Origin of the sequence: Limimaricola sp. (assembly GCF_016125575.1) — a bacterium.
Classification (GTDB): domain Bacteria; phylum Pseudomonadota; class Alphaproteobacteria; order Rhodobacterales; family Rhodobacteraceae; genus WGLM01.
In genome coordinates this window covers 114084-136794 of sequence record NZ_WGLM01000004.1, presented here as the reverse complement: position 1 = coordinate 136794, position 22711 = coordinate 114084, and the positions used below count along the sequence as shown (strand labels likewise).

The window sequence follows — 22711 nt, the reverse complement described above, 5'->3', positions numbered from 1 at the left end:
CACGGCATATTTTTAGGTCAGCATGTATGACATATTAGCCAAAGACAGACTTTTCCGCCTTGGAAAACAGCTATCAGATGCCTGATTCGTGAAGGTCAGCCGACCAGCCCGGCCGTCGACAGCGCCAGCAGCAGGGCCCCGAAGGCGATGCGGTAGATCGCGAAGGAGGTGAAGCGGTGGGTCTGGATGAACCCCAGCAGCCATTTGACCACGACGAAGGCCACGACAGTCGAAACGACAAAGGCAATGCCCACAGCCGTCCAGTCCTCCGACACGCCACCGCCCTTCACCTGCTTGAGCAATTCATAGGCGCTGGCCGCATACATCGTGGGAATCCCCACCAGAAAGGCGAACTCGGTCGCCGCGGCACGGTTCGAGGTGCCCAGAAGCATGGCGGCAAAGATCGTCGCTGCCGAGCGTGATGTGCCCGGAAAGACCCCGGCCACGATCTGTGCCAGCCCCACTGCCACGGCCACCCGGAGGGTGATGCGGGCGCTGTCAGGCAGTCGCGCGGCCAGCGCTTCGGCCGCAATCATCCAGATACCGCCGATGATGAGTGCCCAGATCACTGGCTGGATCGTGGTCGGCAGCTCGACTCCCAGTTTCTTGACGATCAGCCCCAGCACTGCGGTGATCAGGAATGCCAAGGTCAGCTTCAGCAAGTAATCGCGATTGTCCGGATCGCTCCAGTTGGTCAGCAACTCGACGATTCGCCGCCAGTAGATCAGCGTCACCGCCAGTATGGCGCCGGCCTGAATGACGATGTTGTAGGTGTCGGATCGTGCACCCAGCCAGTGTTCGGCCAGCAGGAGGTGCCCGGTTGAGGAGATCGGCAGAAATTCGGTGATCCCCTCGATCACGCCGAGAAGGACATCGTCGAAATAGGTCACGCGCAGTTCCTTGCCTGGGGCGAAGGGGCAGGGCCTCAGGCCTTGCGCAGACCCTTTGCCGAATCCTTGATCGCATCATATTGGCCGGACGGGCGGAACCGCCACAGGTATTCCGGTAGGACAGCCCCCAGCGCGGTGGGCTGGATGCCCAGATCGGCCAAACCCCGCGCATCGGCGGCTACCACGTTGTCGCGCGCAAGGTTGCGCACCTGGTCCGTTGTCAACGGCGGCTTGACCAGCCCGGCGGTGACGGATTTCACCAGGCCAAAGCAGCCGGCCATCACCCGTGCGAGGCCAAACGGGATGTTCATCACCAGACGACGGCGGTGGATGACTTTCAGCATCACCTGCATGAGCTCGCGGAAGCTCAGTACATCGGGGCCGCCCAGTTCGTAGATGCCGGGCCGGGCCTGACCCAGGACCGCCTTTTCGGCCGCCTGTGCCACGTCGTCCACCCAGACCGGTTGAAACCGTGTGGCGGCACCGACGACAGGCAGGATCGGGCCCAGCCGAGATAGGCTGGCGAAACGGTTGAAGAACTGATCCTCGGCCCCGAAGATGATCGAGGGGCGCAGGATCACCGCACCGGGCATCGCGTCCAGCACTGCGGCTTCGCCCGCGGCCTTGGTCCGGGCATAGGCGCTGGGCGCCGTGGCATCGGCGCCGATCGCCGAGATCAGCACCATGCGCCCGATTCCCTCGGCTGCGGCGGCCCGTGCCACGCGGCCCGGCGCCTCGGCCTGTACGGCGGCAAAGGTGTTCTTGCCCGCTTCGTCCAGCACGCCCACGCAGTAAACGACGGCATCGGCCCCGCGCAGGGCAGCGGCGACCGAGGCATCATCGCGCACGTTGCAAAGCACCGGCTCGACCTGCCCCACAACGCCGTAAGGACGCACGAACATCGCCTCGTTGGGGTTGCGCACGGCGACTCGAACGCGCCAGCCCGCCTTGGCCATGCGCCGCGCGATATAGCGCCCGACAAACCCCGATCCGCCGTAAATGGTGACAAGCTGTGACATCGTCCGCCTCGCCTTTGGTCCGGGTCGGGTTTACCCGCGCAACCCCGGCCGGACAAGGCGCAATTCCGCGCCCGCAAACCGCAACACAGGGCCGCGATTGCCCCCAACAATCGCGTTGACACGCCCCGCGCCGGGGCTTAAACGACCGCCCACACAGCCTGCCCAGGTGGTGGAATTGGTAGACGCGCTGGCTTCAGGTGCCAGTGTCCGCAAGGACGTGGAGGTTCGAGTCCTCTTCTGGGCACCACTTTTCCAAAAGCATCAAGATGCCTTCCGCCGATGGTCCGTGACCGCGGTGGTCGATCGACCCGTGCACACCCTTTTTGCCTCTGGCGCTACTCACGATCTTGATGGTGTCATGACGCGTCAGGGCCCCTTGGTTGGTCGCCAAAGGCAGACTTGTAGAGGGCTGCGAGGCGGATTTCTGACACCAGCGTACGCTGGGTTCAGGAAAGGCTAGGCAGTTTTCGCCAAGGTCGCGCCGATTGCAACCCAAGCGAGGCAGCCATGTCCAATCCCTTCGATCGCGTTCTTCAGGTTGGTGCCCCCGGCCGCAGCTATCGGCCCGTCACGCCTAACGATGATACCGATCTCGACAAGATCGCCACATCGCTTTTCGTCGAGACCGCTGGAACGATCGTGTTCATCTCCGTCAGCGGCGATACATGCACCGTGAACGTGCCTGATTACGGCTGGGTGTTTTGTGGTGTCACCCGTGTTCTGGCCACCGGCACCACGGCCGTTGGCATCCATTCGATCACGCATTGAGGAGGGCGCGATGAGTGACCCCCTTCTTACCCCGGCGCTGATCGGTGGCCTTGGGTCAGCGCAACAGGCAGTGCGTAACCTGCTGATGGATTCGGAAGATGTCAGGTCTTGGGGAAAGGTCGCGGCGAGCGTTTCCAGCCCGCTGCACCTGAACGCCATGGGCCGGTTTTCGGGCTATGCGCTGGCGACGACAGGTGCGGCCTGGGGCCGGGCAAACATGCTGAGCCGCGGCGTTTCACTTGGCGAAAGCTACGTCATCAGCACCTATGTGCGGCCCGGCAGCACGGGTCAGTTTCGTCATGTCATCTGGTATCCAGCCGCGAACCTGGGCGATTCGATTGCGGGCCCGATCAGCGCCCCCGCGACAGGTGGAAATGGGTTCACACTGCTGGGGTCGATTCCGCAGTCGGATGGGCAAAGCGTTCTCATTCAATACCGCTATGTCGCGACGCATACCGGCATGGCCGAATTCGGGTTGAGCCCGAACGGCACAACGTCCGGCGATGATCTGATCGTGCTGGCCGTCCAGATTGAGGCGGGGACCGTGCCCACACCCTACCAGAGAAAGCCGCTATAAACTCTGGCAGTCGTCAGGCCCCCCATGACCTGCGCTTGACCCACAGCATCAAATGCATTGCCATCCAACGCGGTGAGCCGCGTTGGAAATGCTTGTCGATGAAGGTTGCAAGGCTTTCGGCCTTTAACCGCGCCACGCGCCGAGAGGTACGTTTTCTTGTGCCCCAGCCGAAATCGTGGACGACGGGAAAGGTATCGATCTGGGCTATGCGCCAGCCTTTGTCGGCAGCGCCCCGGCATAGGTCTTCGTCTTCGCCATAGAGAAAGATCGACTCGTCGAAACCGCCGGTTTCCATGAATGTCTCGTGCCGCAAGACAAGTGACGCGCCGCACACCCAGTCGACAGGCGTCAATCCGTTTGTGGGCGGGCCCTGCCTTTGCCCGGCCTCCGTCCTGAAAAAGGTCTTGCCCATCCGCGTCCGGGCAAGCGGGGCAAGCAGGTGCCGCCCGACGCGCCAGCGCAAAGCGATCTTCAGCGCCGAAGAAACGCCCAACCCCTGCAAGGCCCATTTTGCCGGTGTCGAGTAGGCGTAGGCGGCGGTCTGAGGGCTTTGATCGGGATAGATCAGTGGCAGGCCAACGATGCCCACGTCGGTGGCGCGATCGAGGGCATGAATGACATCGTCAAGAACCGGTTGCTGCAGATAGGCATCCGTATTGTGCAGGTAATAGTAGCGGGCCGGGTAGGCGCCCATGGCCAGGTTGTTGCCTCCGCCGAACCCCAGATTGGTGGGGCCGCGCAATAGCGTGACATCAGGAAACTCGCGCTCGACCAGATTGGCCGAGCCATCGGGAGAGTTGTTGTCGACAACCACCAGACGATAGCGCAGGTGCTGTGGGGCGAAATCCTTTAGGCTCTGCAAAGACTTGGCCAGTGTCCTGTCGGAATTATAGGCGACAAGAACGATGGTCAGGTCGTATGCCTGCTCGGCCCCGTTCAATGGAACATCTCCTTGATCGCAAACAGGACGAAAATCCTTGGGCCCTGGATGAGGTAGCGTCGCCACAATCGGCGCGGCTGGCTAAGTAGCCGAAAGAGCCATTCCAGCCCGAGTTTTCGAAAGCCGCGGGGTGCCCGCCTCTGGCGTCCAGTCAGAAAATCAAGGCTTGCCCCGACACAAAGGCCAATGCCCCCCGCAAGTTGCCCGCGCTCCTTCAGGGCCTGCGCGAAGAATTCCTGCTTTGGAAAGGAGATGCACAGAAGCAGGATGTCGAACGTCAAAGCTTCGGTACGCGCCAACGTGCCGTCCCAGCTTGGTGATCCGGCCTGCATCATGGGCGCGTCGATATGGACGAGATCCAGAGTGGGAAACCGCGATCTGAGCAGCGCCATGGCGGCGACGTCTGGCCCAAGCACGGCGATGCGCCGGCCCGCTGCCCGCGGATCATGCAGCAGGTCGAAAACAAGGTCCGAGCCCGGATAGGCCGCTAGTTCCAACCGCTTGAGCCGCGCCAGGCGCTGCAGAACCCGGCTGTCACAAATCTTCCAGTCCGCGGCCTCATAGGCTGCTCGCACAGCCGCATCGCGCGAAGCCCTGACAACGTGATCGACATTCGGGGTTGCCAGATAGGCAAATCCGCCGGTGTGATCAGACAATACCCGGTCAAGCCACACAGACGGGGAGGCGACGTCGAAATCGTGGCCAAGGAACTGCGTCATCCGGGGCGCTGAAGGGCGCGCTATTGAACCTTCCGGTTCATGGCCGTGACGTGGTGTGGCGCTGTGGCCGATGCGGACATCGCCCTGAAACCGCATTCCGGCAGAACGGCTCACCTCAGGCTGCCTGTCTGGCAAGACGCGGGTGGGGTGCATGCGTATTGCGCCCTAGCCGCCAGCGATAGAGGAGGTGGGCAAAGACAGCGAAAACGCCCAGCGGGATCAGGCGGGAGGCAAGCAACTCTCCCAGACCGACCTCGATCGATTGGACAATCGTGACCGGGACGATGGCGGCCAAAGCCAGGCCAAGTCCACGGATTCGCAGCATGAACCCGGGCGCAGACACCATCATGATGACCATCAACCAACCGTAGACGAAGGCGCCAAGGTAGCCAAAGTTCACATAGGCCTCGCCGATGATCGACGGCGTCAATGAGGCCAGACCGACGATTGCCGACTGCGGATTGACGAAGAGAAGCATGTAGTCGCCAAAGCTGATCCCCGGACCGGGCAGGGCGCTTTGCAGATCCATCAATATGCTCTGACCGTGCCAGAACCCTTCGCTGCGGGCGATCTCCATGGCGTACCCCGCCGTGCGCAGCAGCTCGAAACTCACCCTGTGCTGAAATACCGATAACAACACGCCAGCATCGGATGTTTCGAAACGCAATGCGGAAAGAATGAAGAAAATCGCGATCGCAATCAGCCCGACCAAGCCGATCGTCATCAGGCTCAGCTGCCGGCGCAGGATGAACCGCATGCTGATGAAGTAAAGCACGGCGTAGATCAGATGAATGCGAAAGCCTTGCAGAAACGTCGCCACGAACAGCAGCAAAAAATACCCTGATGAGCGCCGCGTCAGAAGCCGCCCATGCCGCTGCCATTCCACGGAGGCGATCATCAGCGTGGCCAAGGGAAGCGCCCTTGTCAGAAAGATCTTGATGTAGCCCGACCCGCCCAATTCGTGCCGCGCGAGATTTGCATTGGTCTGCAGAACTGGAACGCCGGCGATTGCCATGTGACCAAGGACCATCGTCAGGGCGATCCAGAAGGTGACTTTGCCTGCGAACAACGTCGCGTCCAAAACTTGTTCGTCGCGCTCCCGGACGTCGGGAGTCGTCCGACGAGACAGCAGGATGACCTCACCAAGGGAAAGATTGGCGGCGAACAGGAACAGCGTCGAAACCGCAAGGGCATCATAAAGATCGGGCCGCATCTGGCCCGGAAATATCAGCGGGGCGGATGCGAAGTAGATGAAGTACAAGCAGGCAAAGAAAAGAACGGCAAACTGCAATGATCCCCGCTTGGCAAGCACCGCAGCCTGAACCACGAAAAGCGTGGCAAGCAACGTGTGCAGAAATACCGCCATGCTTTCATGTTCCCTTTTCGATACGCAAACTGAAGCGTTGATCCTCCCCTGACGGTCCGGATCAATTCAAAAGGAACGATGCAAAAACAGTGTTACCGAAGGGTTAATTGCTTGCTTTTCCGGTGAGCCCGGTAGCGGACCGGATCCGTCCCCAACGTTCGGCCGTGAAGGAGCTGACATAGTCGATCTCCGCGTCGGTCAGCGTTCGGCGCCAGTAATCCGTGATCGATGCGGCCGAGCGGTTGCGCACATGCGCTTTCGTTGGCAGATCCGGCGCGTCGCCATCTTGGGGGCTTGTGATGGCGGGCACCGCTGGCTTCACATCAAGCCCGGTCGCCTGCGCAATGAACGCGCCCAGTTTTTCGGGGGCCTCGATATTATCTTCGATCCGAACGAAGGTGATCTTGGTATCTGTCTTCATCCAATATTCGACGTTCACGTGAATAAGCGCCCAAAGCTGTGCGGCGGACACTACCGCGGCCCGCAGCTCCGGTGCCGCCTCGGGCCAGGACGTGGTCGGGTAACCAGCGGTCTGCATCCTTTCGCGAAGTCGGGATACATCAAGCGCCCAATCCATCCGGGCAAAGCTTGCCGCGGTTTCAAGTGGGCCACGCAGCGTAAAGATCACCGGGATGTCGCTACGCCGCGCAACGCTGTCGGCAAGAAATGCAGCGAAGGGATCTTTCCAGATCACTGTTGTCGACGCCCGCGAAAATTTCAGGCCCCAGATGGTTCTGCGTGTGCGATTGAACAGCACGCTGCGGGCCGAGCCGGGCCGCGGCATGGGTGTTGGCAGACGGACCTTTGCGATATTTTCCAGCAAGGCGCTCAGCTGGTCCCTATCAAGAGCACCCTCACCGCAAAGCGGAAACGTCTCGCGTGCCAGGCGAATGCCCACTTCAGGGTTCAGGGGTTCATAGAGTTCTTTAATTGCTGGCGGGATGGTCAGCCGTTCTCCGATGACAGTCGTTCCCGATCTTGGCATGCCCGTGACGAGCGCAATCTTCCTCATGAGGCGTTCGACCAACCATCAGCGCCGATCATCAAAAGATCGGCTGTTTCACGATAGGTCAAACGCATCTGCTCTGGCCATCATCAAGGAGAAATGGGGGCGGGTCGGGGATGCCTATCAAGCCGCCAGAAAAAAAAGAAATAGAGGACCGTGCTTGAGAGCGCGATCGCAACTGCCATGCCGAACGCCCCCCATTGGTGAACGGCAAGCGGTGCAACCAGCAGCATTGCCGCGACCGAAACGAGATTGCCAATCAGCCGGGCCTGTTGCCGGCCGCGCGCCAAAAGCGACAGGCCCAAACCAGCGGCCGCAAACCTGATGACGACGGCGACGGAAAAGATGGCAACAACGCCAGCGGCCGCGCCATAGTCCCTGCCGAACAGCCGCAGGACGGGGGCATATGCGAATGGCAGAATGACGAGTGCACCAAGGATGCCGCCAGTGATGGCCAGCCGCATCGTTGCCCGGAAAGCGGCCTGAAAGGCAGCCGGCCCGTCCTGCTCGGCTGCCGACATCCGTGGCACACGCGTGTTCATCAGGGGCATCAGCATCGACAAAGAGGTTTGTGCCAGCTTCTGGGCGACGGAGTAGAGGGCCACCTGTTCCGCAGGCGCGAGAGCGGCGATCAGCAGGATATCAAGCGTTCCGAACGCCCGCTGCATGATCAGGTCGATCAGGTAGGCCGCATCGGACCACAATGTTCGGATCAGCGCGGGCAGGTCGAATTGCCATCCGGGGATGCCATATTTGTGCTTCAGCAAAAGCGCTGACAGGATCAGTTCGACCCATGCCGCGATCGTAAAGACAATGGCGAAGTTCACCGTTGTCGCGCTGCCTGAGAATGCGAGCAGGATAATCCCGAGGCCCAGCGTCGCACGACCCGCGCCACGCATCAGCGCATCGAGATGATGCAGGTGATTGGCCCGAAAAACGGTTTGCAACGTGTTCGCAATCGCCAACGGTCCGGCACCGGCCCAGAACAGGGCGAAAAGCCGGATATCATACCCAAGCAACTGGGCCAGTCCGACTCCACCGACCGAGACCACGGCCAGCAGAACAACCTGATGGCTCATGACGCTGGCCGGAAGGCCCTTGTCGTCAGATTTTGGCAGTATTTGCAGCAGCTTTTGCGGGTATCCGTACGAGACGAACAAGCCCAGAAAAGTGGCGAGCGCATAGGTTTTTGACAAATGCCCAAAGTCCGTCACCGGCAGGACGCGCGCCCCGATGAAGAAGAACGCAGCGGTGCCGAATATGAAACTCAGCGTCGCGACGGCGCTAAAAAACTGGTCTTTCATTGGTTCACGCGGGACAGTGCCACAGGCGCTGTGATGTGGAATGGGGCATTGTCAAAACCGCTCTGACCTTGGCCACGGCCCGCCTTGTTCTGCGGCCTTTTTGTTGCAGGCGCAAATATCATCTGACCTTCCATAACCTGCGGCGCCCATAGGAAAGGCCATGTCCAAGGCATTTGCACCATCTGGTGTGTTTATCGGGTTTTGAAATCTGTATTCCGCCTTGACCTTGCTTGCGAATGTAACAGCCAGATGGTCTGTCAATTCAAGGGTGGCGGCATTGATTTATCCTGCCGTTCAGGTTTCGAACCCGAATTCAAGGCTTGCATTGGCCCGCCGCAACGGCAGGTGGCCGTTGTTTGCTGCAATCTTGGGCGTCGTCTTGGACCTTCAGGTGTTCCGGCCGCCCCTCAGGTCAATTCTGTCGGTGCGACCAATACCGCGTCGGCATCGGCGTAAATCCAGTTGCCGGGCCGGATCAGGGCGCCTCCGAAGGCAAGCGGCAGATCGCTGGCCGTGTGTGCCTTGGTCCAGCCGCGCCTTGCGGTCGTGCCAAGGGCGCGCACGCCCAGATCCAGCGGAGCGATGCCCGCGCTGTCACGGATCGCGCCGTTGATCACCACGCCGGTCCAGCCGTTGGCCACCCCGCGCGCGGCAAGGTTGTCGCCCATCACGCCCACGCGGAGCGAGCCCTGCGCGTCGACCACCAGCACCCGTCCCTCTCCCGGCGTCGAGAGCATCGCCAAGACCGGGGTGTGATCCTCGAAGGTGGCGACGGTGGCGGCGCGGCCGCGAAACGTGGCCTTTGCGCCGAACGCGCGGAACTGCAGGTCGATCACCTGCACCTTGTCGTGATGCGCGTCGTAAAGGTCCGCGGTGCAGATCGTCATGCGCCCAGCGCCTCGACCTTGGCCGTCAGGTCGGCGATGTAGGCGGCCGGATCCAGCGGCCCACCGGTGACCCGTTCAAGCGTTTCGTCGCGCGACGAGGCGCGGCCGTGCCGCCACACGTTTTCGCCCAGCCAGCCATGCAGCGGCGCATAATCGCCCGTGTCCAACCCAGCCGCGACACCCGCATCGGCCTGCGCCACCGCGAAGAGCTGGGACGAGACGATGTTGCCGATCGTGTAGGTCGGGAAAGAGCCGAGATAGCCGTGCGACCAGTGCACGTCCTGCAGGACGCCGCGGGTGTCGTCGGGCACCGCGACGCCGAGATAGGCGCGCATCTTCTCGGCCCAGAGGCCCGGCAGGTCGGCCACGTCGATGTCGCCCGCGACCAGCCCCGCCTCGATCTCGGAGCGCAGGATGATGTGCATGTCATAGGTCAGCTCGTCCGCCTCGACGCGGATCAGGCTGGGATTGACGGCGTTCACGGCGGCCCAGAACTCGTCCTCGGTCACGTCGGAAAGCTGGTCGGGGAAGGTATCGCGCAGCGCCCCGAAATGCAGTGCCCAGAACCGGCGCGAGCGTCCTACCCGGTTCTCCCACAGGCGCGACTGGCTTTCGTGCATGCCGAAACTGGCGCCGCCCACGGCATAGAGGTTCACGAGGTCGGTGGCGAAGACGCCGCGCGTATGCTCCGGCGCGATGCCCTGTTCGTACATGCCGTGCCCCGCCTCGTGCCACAGCGCGAAAAGGCCGCCGGGCAGCCAATCTTCGCGAAAGCGCGAGGTGATCCGCACGTCGCCGCGGGTAAAGCTGATCTCGAAGGGGTGAACGGTATCGTCCAGCCGCCCCCGCTCCATGTCGTAGCCCATTCGCCGCGCCATCCCCAGGCCGAAATCCTTCTGCGCGGGGATCGGGTAGCGGCGGGTCAGGATGTCGGCGCGCGGGCGCGGGCCGTCCTTGGCGCGGGCGATCAGCGGCACCAGCGCGTCCTTCAACTGGCCGTAGATCGATTGAAGGCGGTCCCAGGTCATGCCCGGTTCATACATGCCGACCATCGCGTCATAGGGGTGGCCGCCATCGCCGATCGCTGCCGCGATTTCCCGCTGAAGGCCCATCATCCGCTCCAGCACCGGGGCGTAGGTGGCAAAGTCGTTCGCGGCCCGCGCGGCGACCCAGGCGGCATTGGCGCGTGTCTTCAACTCGGCCATCTCAGAAATCACGCGCGAGGGGATGCGCGAGAGGGTCGCGATCTCGGCCCGCGCCTGCGCCACGGCGCGGCGTTCCAGCGTGGCATCCGCGGGCAGGTCGGCCTCGGCCCGGTCCATCAGCTCGGCAAGCTGCGGATCCGTCGCCATGTCGCGGGCGATGCCGGTCAGCGTGGCGATCTGGTGCGCGCGCCCGTCGATGCCGCCCGCGGGCATCATGGTGCGCTGGTCCCAGCCCAGAAGGTTGATCGTGCACAGCACGTCGTTGATGCGGGCGATTTCGGTCTGGAACGCGGCGTAGCTCATTTGGTGTCTTTCGTGACGGTGGGGTCGAAGGTGTCGAGGTGACAGGCGGCGACGTGATTTTTGCCAAAGGCCCGCAGCACCGGCACCTCGGTTCGGCAGCGGTCCATCGCGTGCGGGCAGCGCGTGTGGAACAGGCAGCCACTGGGCAGGTTGATCGGGCTGGGCAATTCGCCCCGTGCGGCCACCGTGCGGGTCCGGCGGGTTGGGTTCACCTCGGGCGCGGCGCGCAGCAGGGCGTTGGTATACGGGTGGTTCGGATGGGCGAAGATCTCGGCGGTGGGGCCGTTTTCCACGACGGTGCCCAGGTACATGACCGCGACGCGGTGCGAGATATGGCGCACCAGCCGCAAATCGTGGGCCACGAAGACCACCGTCAGGTGCAGCCGGTCCTGCAATTCCAGCAGCAGGTTCACCACCTGCGCCTGCACCGACACGTCCAGCGCCGAAACAAGCTCGTCCGCGACCAGAACCTCCGGCTCCACGCTCAGCGCGCGGGCGATGCCGATGCGCTGGCGCTGGCCGCCGGAAAATTCGTGCGGGTAGCGGTTGGCAGCATCGGGAGACAGGCGCACCAGGTCCAGCAGTTCGGCGATGCGTGCGTCGATCTGGGCGGCGGGGCGCATCCGGTGCACGCGCAGCGCCTCGGACAGGATCTGGCGCACCGTCATGCGCGGGTTCAGCGAGGAGTAGGGATCCTGAAAGATCATCTGCACGCGGCGATTGAAAGTGCGCCGCGCCGGACCCTGCAGGTGCGACACGTCCGCGCCCTCGAACATGATCCGGCCGCCATCGGTTTCGTGCAGCCGCACGAGGCAGCGCGCCAGCGTAGACTTGCCGCAGCCGCTTTCGCCGACGATGCCCAGCGTCTCGCCCTTGGCGATGTCAAGGCTGACACCGTTGAGGGCATGAACGGCGCGCGGCGGTTCTCCCCGGATGCGCGCCAGGATCGAATGCGGGAACAGAAATTCCTTCGAGACGTTCTGCGCGGACAGGATGATATCGGTCATGCGACAGGAGATCCGGCTTGGACGACGGCGTCGTTATGGTGGCAGGCAACGCTGCGGTCGGGGCCGAGCGACGTCAATTCTGGCCGCGTGGTGCGGCAGGTGTCCCCCGCGAATGTACAGCGCGGGTTGAAGGCACAGCCCGGCGGAATGGCGGCAAGTCCGGGCGGCGTGCCCTCGATCGAGAGCAGCATCGAACGTTCGGCCCCCGCTTGCGGGACCGAGCCCAGCAGGCCCCGCGTATAGGCATGGTTCGGCCGGGCGAAGACATCGGCCACGGTCCCGGTCTCGACGATCCGGCCGGCATACATCACCGCCATCCGGTCGCAGGTGGCAGCGACGACGCCAAGGTCATGGGTGACGAAAACCACGCTCATCCCGAATTCGTCGCGCAGGTCGAGGATCAGGTTCAGGATCTGGTCCTGGATCGTCACATCCAGCGCGGTCGTCGGTTCGTCCGCCAGCAACAGCCGGGGGTTCGATGCCAGCGCGATCGCGATCATCGCGCGCTGCCGCATCCCACCCGAGAACTGGTGCGGAAACTCGTCCAGTCGCCGCGCCGCATCCGGGATACCGACGATGTCGAGCAATTCGCGTGCGCGGGCCGCGCGACCATTGGCATCAAGATCGGTATGTGCGCGCAGGTTCTCGGTGATCTGAATGCGGATCGGCAGCACCGGATTGAGCGCCGTCATCGGCTCCTGAAAGATCATCGAGATCTGGCCGCCCCGCACCGCGCGGATGCCTGCATCACTAAGCTTGAGCAGGTCCTGACCTGCCCACGTGACCGTGCCGCCGATCTGCGCGCCGCGTGGCAGCAGCCGCATGATTGACCGCAACGTCACGCTCTTGCCCGAGCCGCTTTCACCAACAAGGCCCATCACCTCGCCTTGCCGCACGTCGAAACTGACATCGTTGACGGCGGTCAACGGGCCTGCGGCCGACCTGAATGACGTGGTCAGGTTGCGAACCGACAACACAGTATCGGTCATTTGCGAGTCCTCAACACTTCGGCCAGCCCGTCGCCCAGCAACGAAAAGCCCAGCCCGGTCGTCACGATCGCGAAACCGGGAAAGACCGAGCTCCACCACGCCGTGGTCATGAAGTTCTTGCCATCGGCGATCTGCACGCCCCATTCGGCGGCGGGCGGTTGCGCGCCAAGGCCCAGATAGCCCAGCGACGAACCCAGGAGGATCGCTAGCGCCATGTCTGTCATCCAGTAGACAACGGCCGGGGTGATGGCATTGGGCAGCAAATGGCGAAAGATGATGCGGAAATGGGTATAGCCCATCGCGCGGCCGGCATCCGCATAGTCCAAACGCTTCTGCACCTTGATCTCGGCCGCGGTAATGCGGGCGTAGAACACCCAGCCCACCACGCTGACCGCGATGTACATGTTCACCAGCCCCGGCCCGAGGACCGAGACGATGGCGATGACGAGCACGAGGAAGGGAAAGGTGATGATCGCATCCACGACCCGGCCGAACAACGCCTCGATCCGGCCACCGGCATAGCCCACCAGCGCCCCCAGCAGCGTGCCAAAGGTAAAGGCAAAGACCGTGGCGAAGATCGCGATTTGCATGTCTATGCGGTAGGCGAAAATGATCCGGCTAAGGACATCGCGACCGAAATTGTCGGTACCGAAGGGATGCGCCCAGCTTGGCGCCTGGTTCAGCGCGACATAGTCCATCTTGAGCGGGTCGTAGGGCGCGAAGAGCTGCGGAAAGATCGCAAGGATCAGGCAGGCGCCGATAATCGCACCGCCAGCAATCAGCGGGCGCGGCAGGCGGGTGGCGGGGCGCAGGCGTACCAGCACGCTCACCGCGCCACCCTCGGGTCAAGCCAGGCCTGCAGGATATCGGTCAGCAGGAAGGTGACAGAGACCAGCACCGCCAGCGCCAGCGTCATTCCCTGCACAACGGGGTAGTCGCGGCCATAGATGCTGTCGACCATCAACCGCCCGGCGCCGGGAATGGCAAAGACGGTTTCGGTGATCACCGCGCCGCTCAGAAGCGTGCCGATCGACAGGCCAAAGATCGTGACGGTCGAAATCAGCGCGTTGCGCAGGACGTGCCGCGTCAGGATCAGGCGGGGGGCAAGGCCCTTGGCATGGGCGAAGCTGACGTATTCCGCATCCAGCACACCGATGATGGCCGCGCGCAGGTTGCGCATCAGGATCGCCGAAAGGCTAAGCGCCAATGTCAGCGATGGAAGGAACAGATGGTAAAGATGGTCGAGAAACCCGTCGCCATATCCGCCCACCGGAAACCATTGCAGCCGCGCGCCGAACACTGTCAGCAGGATCAGGCCAAGATAGAAAACCGGCATCGAAAGGCCCACCTGGAATGCGCCGCGGATCGAGGCATCGGCCAGTTTCTCGCGCTGCAGGGCCGCGACGAAGGCCAGCGGCACCGCCATGATCAGCGCGATCAACGCCGCCATCACCGTCAGCAGGATGGTCGTCGGCAGGCGCTGGGCGATCAGGGTGGTCACCGGCAGCTTCAGCACGATGGAATTGCCAAGGTCGCCCGAAAAGACGGATTTCACGAACAACCAGAATTGGACGATGATCGGCTGGTCGAGGCCAAGCTGGCGGTTGATCCGCTCGACATCGGCATCCAGCGCACGATCGCCAAGGATCGCGCTGGTCGGATCGCCGGGAAGCAGCCGGACCAGAACGAACACCACGATCAGGATGAAGATCAGGGTCGGGATCAGCTGCAGAAGGCGACGCGCGAGAAACTCTGAAAGGGGCAAGGGCGGGGCCTCGAGTTTCGTGAGGGCAAGAAAGGGGCGGAAGCCGCAAGGCCTCCGCCCCCGATGATACGCTTACTTCTGCAGCCAGGCCGAGCGGAAGATGTTGTTGCCCAGCGGGATCTGCACGAAGCCCTGCACGTTCTTGCGCAGCGCAACCGGATAGGGGGTCTCGAACAGCGGAAGGGTTGGCCCTTCGGAGTTGTAGATCTCCTGGATCCGGGCGTATTCCTGCGCTCGCTTGGCGGGATCGGTCTCGCTCTGGCTTTGCTCGAAGAGGCTGTTGACCTCGTCGTTCGACCAGCCCGAATGCATCGCCTCGATCACCGGCGAATACGCAAAGTAGGACGTGATTTCGCTGGGATCGGCGATGTCGTCGGTCCAGCCGCCAGTCCGCATGTCGAAGTTGCCGTTACGGTAAAGATCGGTGCGGGTGGCGTTATCCACCTGCTTGATCTCAAGGTCGATACCCACGGCCGCGAACATCTGTTGCATCGCGGTGGTGATCCCGGCGTCATCCTGATTGCCCGCAAGCGCAAGGATTGAGGTCTTGAAGCCATTGGGATAGCCCGCCTCGGCCAACAGTTGCTTGGCCTTCGCCGGATCGTAGGGGAAGAGCGGCGTATCGCCCGAATGCAGCGGCGTGGCAGTGGACATGAACGATGTCATCGGTGTGCCGACACCCTGCGTCACGATCTGGATGATCGCGTCCTTGTTGAGGGCATAGTTCATCGCCTGCCGGACCTTGACGTTGGCCAGCGGGTTTTCCTTGCCGTCCACCGTGGGCCGCACGTTGAGCGTGATGTAGTTCACCTTGGTCGACGGGAAGAGCTGCATGTTGATCGAGGGATCAGCCTTCAGCTCGGACACACGCGCGAAGGGAATGAACTCGGCGCCGTCGATCTCGCCCGATTGCAGGCGCAGAATGCGGGTGGCGTCGTCGGGGATCACCTCGAAGGTCACACCGTCAAGGTAGGGCAGCGGTTTGCCGTCCTCGCCCATGTCCCAATAGTACGGATTGCGCACCAATTTCATGGTTGATCCACGATCCCAGCTTTGCAGCACGAACGGGCCGGAACCGACCGGGTGCGTCTGGAAGTCTTCGGCCTTTTCCTTGTCGGTGGTGCCGGCGGACGCCATGAACTGCGCCTTGGGCATGATCGCGGTGTTGAACACCGTCAGCGCCGGGATGATCGCCGGGTCGGGATGCTTGAGGTGCAACACGACCGTCTTGGCGTCGGGGCTGTCGACCGAGTCGATCGAACTGACGAGGAAGTTCCAGATGCCGTTGTCGGGATTGATTGCGCGGTCAAGCGAGAACACAACGTCCTCGGGCGTAATGGCGCTGCCATCGGAAAACTTGATGCCGTCGCGCAGGGTCAGCGTCACGGTCAGGCCGTCGTCGGACACCTTGTAGTCGCTGGCCAGGCCCGGCTTGACGCCCTTGCCGTCATCGGTGGGCAGCAGCAGCGTGTCGTACATGTTCGACAGGATCCAGATGTCGACGTTGGCGTCGTTCAGGACCGGATCAAGGAAAAGACTGTCGGCGTAGCGGCCATAGGTCATGACGCCGCCCCGCTCGACGGCGAGCGCGGAAACCGTGCTCCCCAGCAGGACAGCGGCCGACAGCGCCGCGGCTTTGAAGAATTTCATCTGGGACCCTCCGATGTTGAAAAGTGTTATAGATCACATCAGGCTTCCACGCTCAGTGATACAAGTCAACAGAACAGTTTTTCGTGTTTTTGGCTGGAAATCGTAGATAATCGGTGAGATACTAGGCAAAAGTCCTAAAAGCATATCATTATTGTAGAACGCAGAGGCTCTGAATGAAAGTGACTGTCGACCGCTCGCGGCCGGTTTCGATCCATCAGCAGCTTCGAGGCGCCATCGAGAACGAAATTTCCTTCGGCGGGATGGGGCCCGGGACGGCCCTGCCTTCGGTCCGCGATCTGGCCGAGCAGGTCGGCGTGGCACCGATGACGGTCAGCAAGGTCTATGCCGAGCTGAAGGCCGCCGGGCTGGTCGAGGGGCGGTCAGGCTCTGGCACCTACGTGGCCGATTCGCCGTTGGCCCGGCTTGCCGGGCGGGCCGAGACGGCCGAGTTGCGCCGTGACATCGACGCGGTCATCGACAAGGCGCTGACGCTGGGCTTTGACCTGCCTGACATCACCGCGCTACTGACCGCCCGCGCAGGCCAGCGCAGCATGGGTGCCGGCGCACGCGACATTGTCCTTGTGGGTCTTTTCCCCGAGGCGACCCGCAGCTACGCCGCCTGCGTTCAGGATCAGGTCGGGGCGTTGGCGGCGGTCACGCCCGTCACTTTTGACGCTTTGGCAGCCGATCCCGCGCTGCTGGAGCGGGTGCGCGGCGCCGATCTCGTGCTGACATTCTCGACACTGCATGACCGGCTGACCAGCCTTGTTGCTGCCGAGCGCACGCTGTCGCTGCGCTTCATCCCGTCCGAACCGACGCGGCTTGCGTTGGCCTCGCTTGATCCGATGGCGCGGGTCGCAGTGATTTCGCGGTTTGCCGATTTCCTGCCGGTGCTTGGGTTGGGCGTGCGGCGCTTCGCGGCGCATGTGCGGCGGGTCGAACTGCTGGATTTCGAGAACGACGATCTTGGTCATGCGCTGCGCAACTGCGACGTCGTGGTGATGTCCACCGGCGCCGACGCGGTGATCGACCTTGCACCCACAGGCACGCCGGTCATCGAGTACCGGCATATTCCCGACCCCGGCGACATTGACCGTTTGGTCCTGCCTGCCCTGATCGACATGCCGCGGTCCACGCCCGGCGCCAGAAAGGAAGCTTCATGAAGATTTCGGAGATGAACTGGGAACGGGTCGACGCCTTTCTCAAGACGGATGACCTTGCCGTGCTGCCGCTGGGCAGCACAGAGCAGCACGCCGGCCTGTCGCTATCGGTCGATTCGATCCTTGCCGAGAAGATGGCGCTCGACGCGGCCGAACCGCTGGGCCTGCCGGTCTTTCCGGTCGTGGCCTACGGGGTCACGCCCTATTTCCTCGCCTATCCCGGATCGGTCAGCCTGCGGGTGGAAACCTACGTGGCGCTGGTGCGCGACATCCTCGATTCGCTGCGGATGCAGGGTTTTCGCCGGATCTTCATCGTCAACGGCCACGGCGGCAACAGCCCGGCCGGGTCGCTGGCGATCGAGTGGATGGCCGATCATCCCGGCACGTCCGTCAAGTTCCACAACTGGTGGAACGCGCCCAAGACATTCGCCAAGGTGCAGGAGATCGATCCCGTCGCCAGCCATGCCAGCTGGATGGAGAATTTTCCCTGGACCCGGCTGCCCGGCGTGACCCTGCCCGAGCAGCGCAAGCCGATGATCGAGTTCGAGCGGATGCGCGCGATGGGCCCGAAAGGCGTTCGCGACTACCTGGGCGACGGCAACTTCGGCGGCTACTACCAGCGCCCCGATGACGAAATGCAGGCGATCTGGGATGTCGGCGTCGCCGAAACCCGCGCGATGATGGAAGGCCCCTGGGCGTGAGCATCGTAGACGGTCCGATCCTGGTCTGGGGGGCGGGCGCCATCGGCGGCACGCTGGGCGCGGCCTTTCTTCGCGCAGGTCACAAGGTGGTCTTTGTCGACAATGCCGCCGACCATGTCGCGGCGATCAATGCCGGCGGTTTGCGGATCGCCGGCCCCATCTTCGAGGATACCGTTCGGGCCCCGGCGTTTCTGCCCGCCGAGATAGAGGGGCAGTTCCGCTGCATCTTTCTTTGCGTGAAGGCGTTGCACACCGCCGCTGCCGTGGCCGAACTGGCCCCGCACCTGGCGCCGGGCGGCGTCGTGGTGTCGGCCCAGAACGGGTTGAACGAGATCGAGATCGCGCGCGTCGTGGGGGCTGCGCAGACCATCGGCTGCTTTGTCAATTTCGGTGCCGACTACCTTGAACCCGGCGTGGTGCATTATTCTGGTCATGGGGCCGTGGTCATCGGCGAGTTGGATGGCGCCAGCACCGAGCGTATCGCGCAGCTTTTCGCGCTGATGCAGCAGTTCGAGCCGAAGGCGGTCCTGACCGCCAATATCTGGGGCTATCTCTGGGGCAAGCTGATCTACGGCGCGCTGCTGTTCGCAACCGCCCTGACCAACGACAGCATCGCCGATTGCCTCGACAGCGCGGCGGCCCGCGACGTGCTGGTGCGGCTGGGGCAGGAGACCGGGCGCGTCGCCGCGGCCCAGGGCGTGGCGACCGAAGCCTTTGACGGGTTCGATCCTGCGGCCTTCATGCCGGGCGCCCCGCGTGCCGCGCTCGACAAGTCTTTCGACGATATGGTCGCCCATAACCGCCGCTCGGCCAAGTCGCACTCGGGCATCTGGCGTGACCTTGCCATCCGCAAGCGCAAGACCGAAGCCGAGGCACAGCTTGGCCCCATCGTTGCCGCAGCCGAAAAGGCGGGCATCGCGGTGCCGCTGACGCGCCGCCTGATCGAGATGATCCACGAGATCGAGACGGGCGTGCGCCCGCTCGATTTCGCCAACCTGGCCGAACTTGCATCCGCCGAAGGGGCAACCGCATGAACATCGACTTCGCCGGCAAGCAGGTGATTGTCACCGGGGCGGCGCATGGCTTTGGCCGCGCCATCGCGCAGGGCTTTGCCGCGCGCGGGGCCCGCGTGGCCGCCTTCGACGTCAACACCGCGGGGCTGGAGGAAACGCGCGCCCTGTGCGGAGAAGGCTGCACCGTTCACATGGTCGACGTGGGCAATCGCGATGCGGTGCAGGCCGCGGTCGCCGCGCTGCCGCCGGTCGATATCCTCGTCAACAACGCGGGCGGCGTGCGCGGGCAGGTCGGCCGGCCGATCGAAGAGGTCTCGGCCGCCGACTGGCAGGCCATTTTCGACGTGAATTTGTCAGGCGCCTTCTTCATGGCGCAGGCCGTGGCGCCCGCGATGAAACACAAGGGCGCAGGCCGGATCGTCAACATCTCCAGCGGGGCCGGGCGCGGCATCAGCCTGACGGGCATCCAGGCCTATACCAGCGCCAAGGCGGGCCAGATCGGCCTGACCCGGCAACTGGCGCATGAGCTTGGGCCCTTCGGCATCACCGTCAATTGCGTCGCGCCGGGCTTTGTCCGGTCCAACCCCACGACCGAAAGGCAGTGGGAGGAGATGGGCGAGGACGGGCAGGCGCGCCTGCTTGGCCAGATCGCCATGCGCCGGCTGGGCACGCCGGACGACATCGCCCACATGGTGATGTTCTTTGCCAGCGACCTGGCCGGATGGATCACCGGCGAATGCATCGGCGTGGACGGCGGCAAATGACGGTCGAGACCTACCTGGCCGAACACGAGGCCGAGGCCGTGGCGACGCTGCTCGACTTCTGCCGCATCCCCTCCGTCAGCACCGACCCCGCCTTTGCCGGCGATGTCGCGCGCGCGGCGGCCTTCGTGGCGGACCGCCTGCGCGCGGCGGGTTTTGACCATGTCGAAGAGGTGCCGACCGGCGGGCATCCTTGCGTCTTTGCCGAATGGATCGTCGATCCGGCCAAGCCCACGGTGCTGATCTACGGCCATTACGACGTGCAACCGCCCGACCCGGTCGAGAAATGGCGCACGCCGCCCTTCGACCCTGTCGTGTCGCGAGACCGCGTCTGGGCGCGCGGGGCGAGCGATGATAAGGGGCCGATGCTGATCCCCATCCTCGTCGCCGCGGCCTTCGGCAAGGTCGAGGGCGCGCCGCCCCTCAACCTCAAGGTGCTGATCGAGGGCGAGGAGGAATCCGGCTCTCCGCATTTCGAGCCGACAGTGGCAAGAATGAAGGACCGGCTGGCCTGCGATGTCGTGGTCTCGGCCGATGGCGCGATGTGGCGCGCCGACCTGCCCTCGATGACGGTGGCCACGCGCGGCATGTCCGCGCTGGAGGTCACCGTGACCGGCGCGGAAAAGGACCTGCATTCCGGCCGTCACGGCGGCACCGCGCCCAACCCGATCCGCGCGCTGGCGCGGATGCTGGCCACGCTGCACGACGATGACGGCGCCGTCATCGTGCCGGGCTTCGAGGACGGCGCGCGCCGGCCCGATCCGGCCATTTCGCGCGCGATCGCCGAGGTGGGCTTTGATGCCGCGGGATATTTTCGCGGCATCGGCGCCGATCTGCTCGATCCGTTGCCGGGTGGCGCGGCGCTGCTGACGCGGCAATGGCTGCGCCCGACGCTGGAATTCAATGGCATCTCCGGCGGCTACCAGGGCGCGGGGACTAAGACGGTCATCCCGTCCTCGGCCTCGGTCAAGATCACCTGCCGCCTGATTGCCGGACAACAGCCAGCGCGCGTGGCCGACGCCATCGAGGCGCATCTGCGCGCGGTGCTGCCGCCGGGCTACCGGCTGGTGGTCCATCGCCACGGGCCGGGGACGGAGGCGTTCGCGATCGATCCCGACCTGCCCGCGCTGGCCACGGCCGAGGCCGTGCTGGGCGAGGCGCTGGGCGCGGCGCCGCTGCGTGTGGCTATGGGTGCGACCGTGCCCATTGGCGACGTTTTCACCCGGCAGCTGGGCGTGGGGGCCATCTTCTTTTCCTTCGCCACCTCGGACGAGGATTACCACGCGCCCAACGAGTTCTTCCGCCTGTCGAGCTTTCGCACCGGGCAGCAGGCATGGGCCGCGCTGTTGCGGCGTCTGGCCGATGGCGGCCTCTGAGGGCATCGCCGCGCTGTCCCGCGCCTACCGTGCGGGGCAGACAACGCCGGTCGACGTTGTCCAGGCGGCGCTGGCGCGTATCGCCGCGCGCGACCCTGTCCTCAACGCCTTTGCCGACCCGATGGCGGCGCAGGCCATGGCGCAGGCCGAGGCGATGACGGCCGCGCAGGCCGCCGGGCAGGCCGCGGGCCCGCTTTTCGGCATCCCCGTCGCCGTCAAGGATCTGATCGAGGTGGCGGGTGCGCCCACCGGCTATGGAACCATGGCCGTGCCCCCTCGCGTCGCCGCACGGGACGCGGCCCTTGTGGCGCGGCTGCGGGCGGCGGGCGCGATCATCATGGGCAAGACCAACCTGCTGGAATACGCCTACGGCGTGGCGCATCCGGCGATCGGGCAGACCAACAACCCGCATGATCCCACGCGCACCGCGGGCGGGTCCAGCGGTGGGTCGGCCGCGGCGGTGGCCGACGGCATTGTCCCGCTGGCCGTCGGCACCGATACCGGCGGCTCCATCCGCATCCCGGCGGCCTATTGCGGCATCGTCGGCATGAAGCCCACCTTTGGCCTTGTGCCGCTCGACGGGGTGTTTCCGCTGTCGTGGAGCCTTGATCACGCCGGGCCGCTTGCCCGGTCGGTCGAGGATGCGGCGGCGTTGCTGGCGGTGCTGGCTGACCGGCCCATCGTGCTGGCGGATGCCGGGCTGGACGGCCTGCGCATCGGCATCGTGCGGCGCCACGTCTCCTCCACGCCGCTTGGCCGCGACGTGACGCGCCTGTTCGAAGCGGCGATGGCCCGGCTCGAGGCCGCCGGCGCGCGCCTTGTCGAGGTGGATCATCCGATGCTGGCCGAGGCCAATGCGCGGCTGATCTCGATCCTGATGCCCGAGGCGTCGGTCATCCATGCCGAGCTGTTCGCGCAGAACCCCGATGGCTACGCCCCCGGCACCCGCCAGCAGATCGTGGCCGGCTTCGACATTCCGGCGACCGAGCATGTCCGCGCCCTGCGGTTCCAGCGCGCGTTCCGCGACGCGGTCGAGGGGATGTTCGCGACGTGCGACGTGCTGGCCGCGCCCGCGGTGCCCTTCGTCGCGCCCATCGAAGACCCCGAGATCGCCGAGGGCGAGGACAGCGAGATGCTGGCCAGCGGCTTTGCCAATGTCAGCGGCCACCCCGCGCTCAGCCTGCCCTGCGGCATGGCGGGCCAACTGCCCGCGGGCCTGCAACTGGTCGGCCCGTTCGGCGACGATGCCGGGCTGCTGTCGGTGGCCCGCACGATCGAAAGCGCCCTGCAGGCCTCTTGACGCGG

At 64.2% G+C, this 22711-nt stretch carries 22 protein-coding genes and 1 tRNA gene; 9 read left to right on the top strand and 14 right to left on the bottom strand.

Translation table 11 applies throughout. The features are described 5' to 3' along the window. Positions 1-95: 95 nt before the first annotated feature. Both GC146_RS07600 and GC146_RS07595 read right to left on the bottom strand, forming a co-directional pair. On the bottom strand, positions 96-890 hold the full coding sequence (locus GC146_RS07600) for an undecaprenyl-diphosphate phosphatase (RefSeq protein WP_291836681.1): 795 nt from the start codon (positions 888-890) through the stop codon (positions 96-98). Between the two features lie 35 nt (positions 891-925). After that, the gene (locus GC146_RS07595; protein ID WP_291836678.1) at positions 926-1909 is read right to left on the bottom strand and encodes a complex I NDUFA9 subunit family protein; all 984 of its coding nucleotides are present in this window, start codon (positions 1907-1909) and stop codon (positions 926-928) included. 160 nt (positions 1910-2069) lie between these two features. On the opposite strand from GC146_RS07595, the gene GC146_RS07590 reads away from it, so the two are divergent. The 3 genes from GC146_RS07590 (at position 2070) to GC146_RS07580 (ending at position 3254) form a co-directional block, all read left to right on the top strand. Next, positions 2070-2156 (top strand) — tRNA-Leu (locus tag GC146_RS07590). Between the two features lie 260 nt (positions 2157-2416). Then, positions 2417-2677 (top strand): hypothetical protein, encoded by a 261-nt coding sequence (locus tag GC146_RS07585; RefSeq protein ID WP_291836676.1) that lies wholly within the window; start codon positions 2417-2419, stop codon positions 2675-2677. Positions 2678-2687: 10 nt separating this feature from the next. After that, positions 2688-3254 carry a hypothetical protein gene (locus GC146_RS07580; RefSeq protein ID WP_291836671.1) on the top strand — a complete coding sequence of 189 codons (567 nt, stop codon included), beginning with the start codon at positions 2688-2690 and terminating at the stop codon, positions 3252-3254. Between the two features lie 13 nt (positions 3255-3267). Here the strand turns inward: GC146_RS07580 and GC146_RS07575 are convergent, their stop codons facing one another. The 12 genes from GC146_RS07575 to GC146_RS07520 form a co-directional block, all read right to left on the bottom strand. Beyond that, positions 3268-4260, bottom strand: coding sequence for a glycosyltransferase family 2 protein (locus tag GC146_RS07575; protein WP_291836668.1), 993 nt, complete (start codon positions 4258-4260; stop codon positions 3268-3270). After that, the gene (locus tag GC146_RS07570) at positions 4191-4913 is read right to left on the bottom strand and encodes a WecB/TagA/CpsF family glycosyltransferase (protein ID WP_291836664.1); all 723 of its coding nucleotides are present in this window, start codon (positions 4911-4913) and stop codon (positions 4191-4193) included. Before GC146_RS07570 ends, GC146_RS07575 begins: the two co-directional genes overlap by 70 nt. Before the next feature lie 115 nt (positions 4914-5028). Further along, on the bottom strand, positions 5029-6279 hold the full coding sequence (locus tag GC146_RS07565; protein WP_291836661.1) for an O-antigen polymerase: 1251 nt from the start codon (positions 6277-6279) through the stop codon (positions 5029-5031). A gap of 103 nt (positions 6280-6382) precedes the next feature. After that, positions 6383-7291 (bottom strand): hypothetical protein, encoded by a 909-nt coding sequence (locus tag GC146_RS07560; RefSeq protein ID WP_291836658.1) that lies wholly within the window; start codon positions 7289-7291, stop codon positions 6383-6385. 83 nt (positions 7292-7374) lie between these two features. Beyond that, complete coding sequence (locus GC146_RS07555) at positions 7375-8589, bottom strand: oligosaccharide flippase family protein (protein WP_291836655.1); 1215 nt, start codon at positions 8587-8589, stop codon at positions 7375-7377. A 407-nt stretch (positions 8590-8996) separates the two neighbouring features. Continuing rightward, positions 8997-9476 (bottom strand): ribonuclease E activity regulator RraA, encoded by a 480-nt coding sequence (rraA, locus tag GC146_RS07550; protein WP_291836652.1) that lies wholly within the window; start codon positions 9474-9476, stop codon positions 8997-8999. Beyond that, the gene (locus GC146_RS07545; RefSeq protein ID WP_291836650.1) at positions 9473-10984 is read right to left on the bottom strand and encodes a carboxypeptidase M32; all 1512 of its coding nucleotides are present in this window, start codon (positions 10982-10984) and stop codon (positions 9473-9475) included. The genes rraA and GC146_RS07545 overlap by 4 nt, the downstream gene beginning before the upstream one ends. Further along, on the bottom strand, positions 10981-11991 hold the full coding sequence (locus GC146_RS07540; protein ID WP_291836647.1) for an oligopeptide/dipeptide ABC transporter ATP-binding protein: 1011 nt from the start codon (positions 11989-11991) through the stop codon (positions 10981-10983). The genes GC146_RS07545 and GC146_RS07540 overlap by 4 nt, the downstream gene beginning before the upstream one ends. Then, positions 11988-12980, bottom strand: a complete 993-nt coding sequence (locus GC146_RS07535) for an ABC transporter ATP-binding protein (RefSeq protein ID WP_291836645.1) — start codon at positions 12978-12980, stop codon at positions 11988-11990. Before GC146_RS07535 ends, GC146_RS07540 begins: the two co-directional genes overlap by 4 nt. After that, positions 12977-13810 carry an ABC transporter permease gene (locus tag GC146_RS07530; protein ID WP_291836642.1) on the bottom strand — a complete coding sequence of 278 codons (834 nt, stop codon included), beginning with the start codon at positions 13808-13810 and terminating at the stop codon, positions 12977-12979. Before GC146_RS07530 ends, GC146_RS07535 begins: the two co-directional genes overlap by 4 nt. Further along, positions 13807-14745, bottom strand: a complete 939-nt coding sequence (locus GC146_RS07525) for an ABC transporter permease (RefSeq protein ID WP_291836639.1) — start codon at positions 14743-14745, stop codon at positions 13807-13809. The genes GC146_RS07530 and GC146_RS07525 overlap by 4 nt, the downstream gene beginning before the upstream one ends. A 72-nt stretch (positions 14746-14817) precedes the next feature. Continuing rightward, positions 14818-16395: an ABC transporter substrate-binding protein gene (locus tag GC146_RS07520; protein ID WP_291836637.1), complete on the bottom strand. Its 1578-nt coding sequence runs from the start codon at positions 16393-16395 to the stop codon at positions 14818-14820. A 173-nt stretch (positions 16396-16568) separates the two neighbouring features. Between GC146_RS07520 and GC146_RS07515 the strand changes: the two genes are divergently transcribed. Genes GC146_RS07515 through GC146_RS07490 form a run of 6 tightly spaced genes read left to right on the top strand, consistent with a single transcriptional unit; the run spans position 16569 to position 22706 of the window. After that, positions 16569-17558, top strand: coding sequence for a GntR family transcriptional regulator (locus GC146_RS07515; protein WP_291836634.1), 990 nt, complete (start codon positions 16569-16571; stop codon positions 17556-17558). Continuing rightward, positions 17555-18256 (top strand): creatininase family protein, encoded by a 702-nt coding sequence (locus tag GC146_RS07510; RefSeq protein WP_291836631.1) that lies wholly within the window; start codon positions 17555-17557, stop codon positions 18254-18256. The genes GC146_RS07515 and GC146_RS07510 overlap by 4 nt, the downstream gene beginning before the upstream one ends. After that, positions 18253-19290: a 2-dehydropantoate 2-reductase gene (locus GC146_RS07505; protein ID WP_291836628.1), complete on the top strand. Its 1038-nt coding sequence runs from the start codon at positions 18253-18255 to the stop codon at positions 19288-19290. Before GC146_RS07510 ends, GC146_RS07505 begins: the two co-directional genes overlap by 4 nt. Then, positions 19287-20033 carry an SDR family NAD(P)-dependent oxidoreductase gene (locus GC146_RS07500; protein ID WP_291836626.1) on the top strand — a complete coding sequence of 249 codons (747 nt, stop codon included), beginning with the start codon at positions 19287-19289 and terminating at the stop codon, positions 20031-20033. The genes GC146_RS07505 and GC146_RS07500 overlap by 4 nt, the downstream gene beginning before the upstream one ends. Then, positions 20030-21406, top strand: a complete 1377-nt coding sequence (locus tag GC146_RS07495) for a dipeptidase (protein ID WP_291836623.1) — start codon at positions 20030-20032, stop codon at positions 21404-21406. Before GC146_RS07500 ends, GC146_RS07495 begins: the two co-directional genes overlap by 4 nt. Beyond that, positions 21393-22706, top strand: coding sequence for an amidase (locus GC146_RS07490; RefSeq protein WP_291836621.1), 1314 nt, complete (start codon positions 21393-21395; stop codon positions 22704-22706). Before GC146_RS07495 ends, GC146_RS07490 begins: the two co-directional genes overlap by 14 nt. Positions 22707-22711: the final 5 nt, after the last annotated feature.

Coding starts and splice junctions, on each gene's coding strand:
- GC146_RS07595 (WP_291836678.1), bottom strand. CDS start 1,909: ATGTCACAGCTTGTCACCATTTACGGCGGATCGGGGTTTGTCGGGCGC.
- GC146_RS07585 (WP_291836676.1), top strand. CDS start 2,417: ATGTCCAATCCCTTCGATCGCGTTCTTCAGGTTGGTGCCCCCGGCCGC.
- GC146_RS07580 (WP_291836671.1), top strand. CDS start 2,688: ATGAGTGACCCCCTTCTTACCCCGGCGCTGATCGGTGGCCTTGGGTCA.
- GC146_RS07570 (WP_291836664.1), bottom strand. CDS start 4,913: ATGACGCAGTTCCTTGGCCACGATTTCGACGTCGCCTCCCCGTCTGTG.
- GC146_RS07565 (WP_291836661.1), bottom strand. CDS start 6,279: ATGGCGGTATTTCTGCACACGTTGCTTGCCACGCTTTTCGTGGTTCAG.
- GC146_RS07560 (WP_291836658.1), bottom strand. CDS start 7,291: ATGAGGAAGATTGCGCTCGTCACGGGCATGCCAAGATCGGGAACGACT.
- GC146_RS07555 (WP_291836655.1), bottom strand. CDS start 8,589: ATGAAAGACCAGTTTTTTAGCGCCGTCGCGACGCTGAGTTTCATATTC.
- rraA (WP_291836652.1), bottom strand. CDS start 9,476: ATGACGATCTGCACCGCGGACCTTTACGACGCGCATCACGACAAGGTG.
- GC146_RS07545 (WP_291836650.1), bottom strand. CDS start 10,984: ATGAGCTACGCCGCGTTCCAGACCGAAATCGCCCGCATCAACGACGTG.
- GC146_RS07540 (WP_291836647.1), bottom strand. CDS start 11,991: ATGACCGATATCATCCTGTCCGCGCAGAACGTCTCGAAGGAATTTCTG.
- GC146_RS07535 (WP_291836645.1), bottom strand. CDS start 12,980: ATGACCGATACTGTGTTGTCGGTTCGCAACCTGACCACGTCATTCAGG.
- GC146_RS07520 (WP_291836637.1), bottom strand. CDS start 16,395: ATGAAATTCTTCAAAGCCGCGGCGCTGTCGGCCGCTGTCCTGCTGGGG.
- GC146_RS07515 (WP_291836634.1), top strand. CDS start 16,569: ATGAAAGTGACTGTCGACCGCTCGCGGCCGGTTTCGATCCATCAGCAG.
- GC146_RS07510 (WP_291836631.1), top strand. CDS start 17,555: ATGAAGATTTCGGAGATGAACTGGGAACGGGTCGACGCCTTTCTCAAG.
- GC146_RS07500 (WP_291836626.1), top strand. CDS start 19,287: ATGAACATCGACTTCGCCGGCAAGCAGGTGATTGTCACCGGGGCGGCG.
- GC146_RS07495 (WP_291836623.1), top strand. CDS start 20,030: ATGACGGTCGAGACCTACCTGGCCGAACACGAGGCCGAGGCCGTGGCG.
- GC146_RS07490 (WP_291836621.1), top strand. CDS start 21,393: ATGGCGGCCTCTGAGGGCATCGCCGCGCTGTCCCGCGCCTACCGTGCG.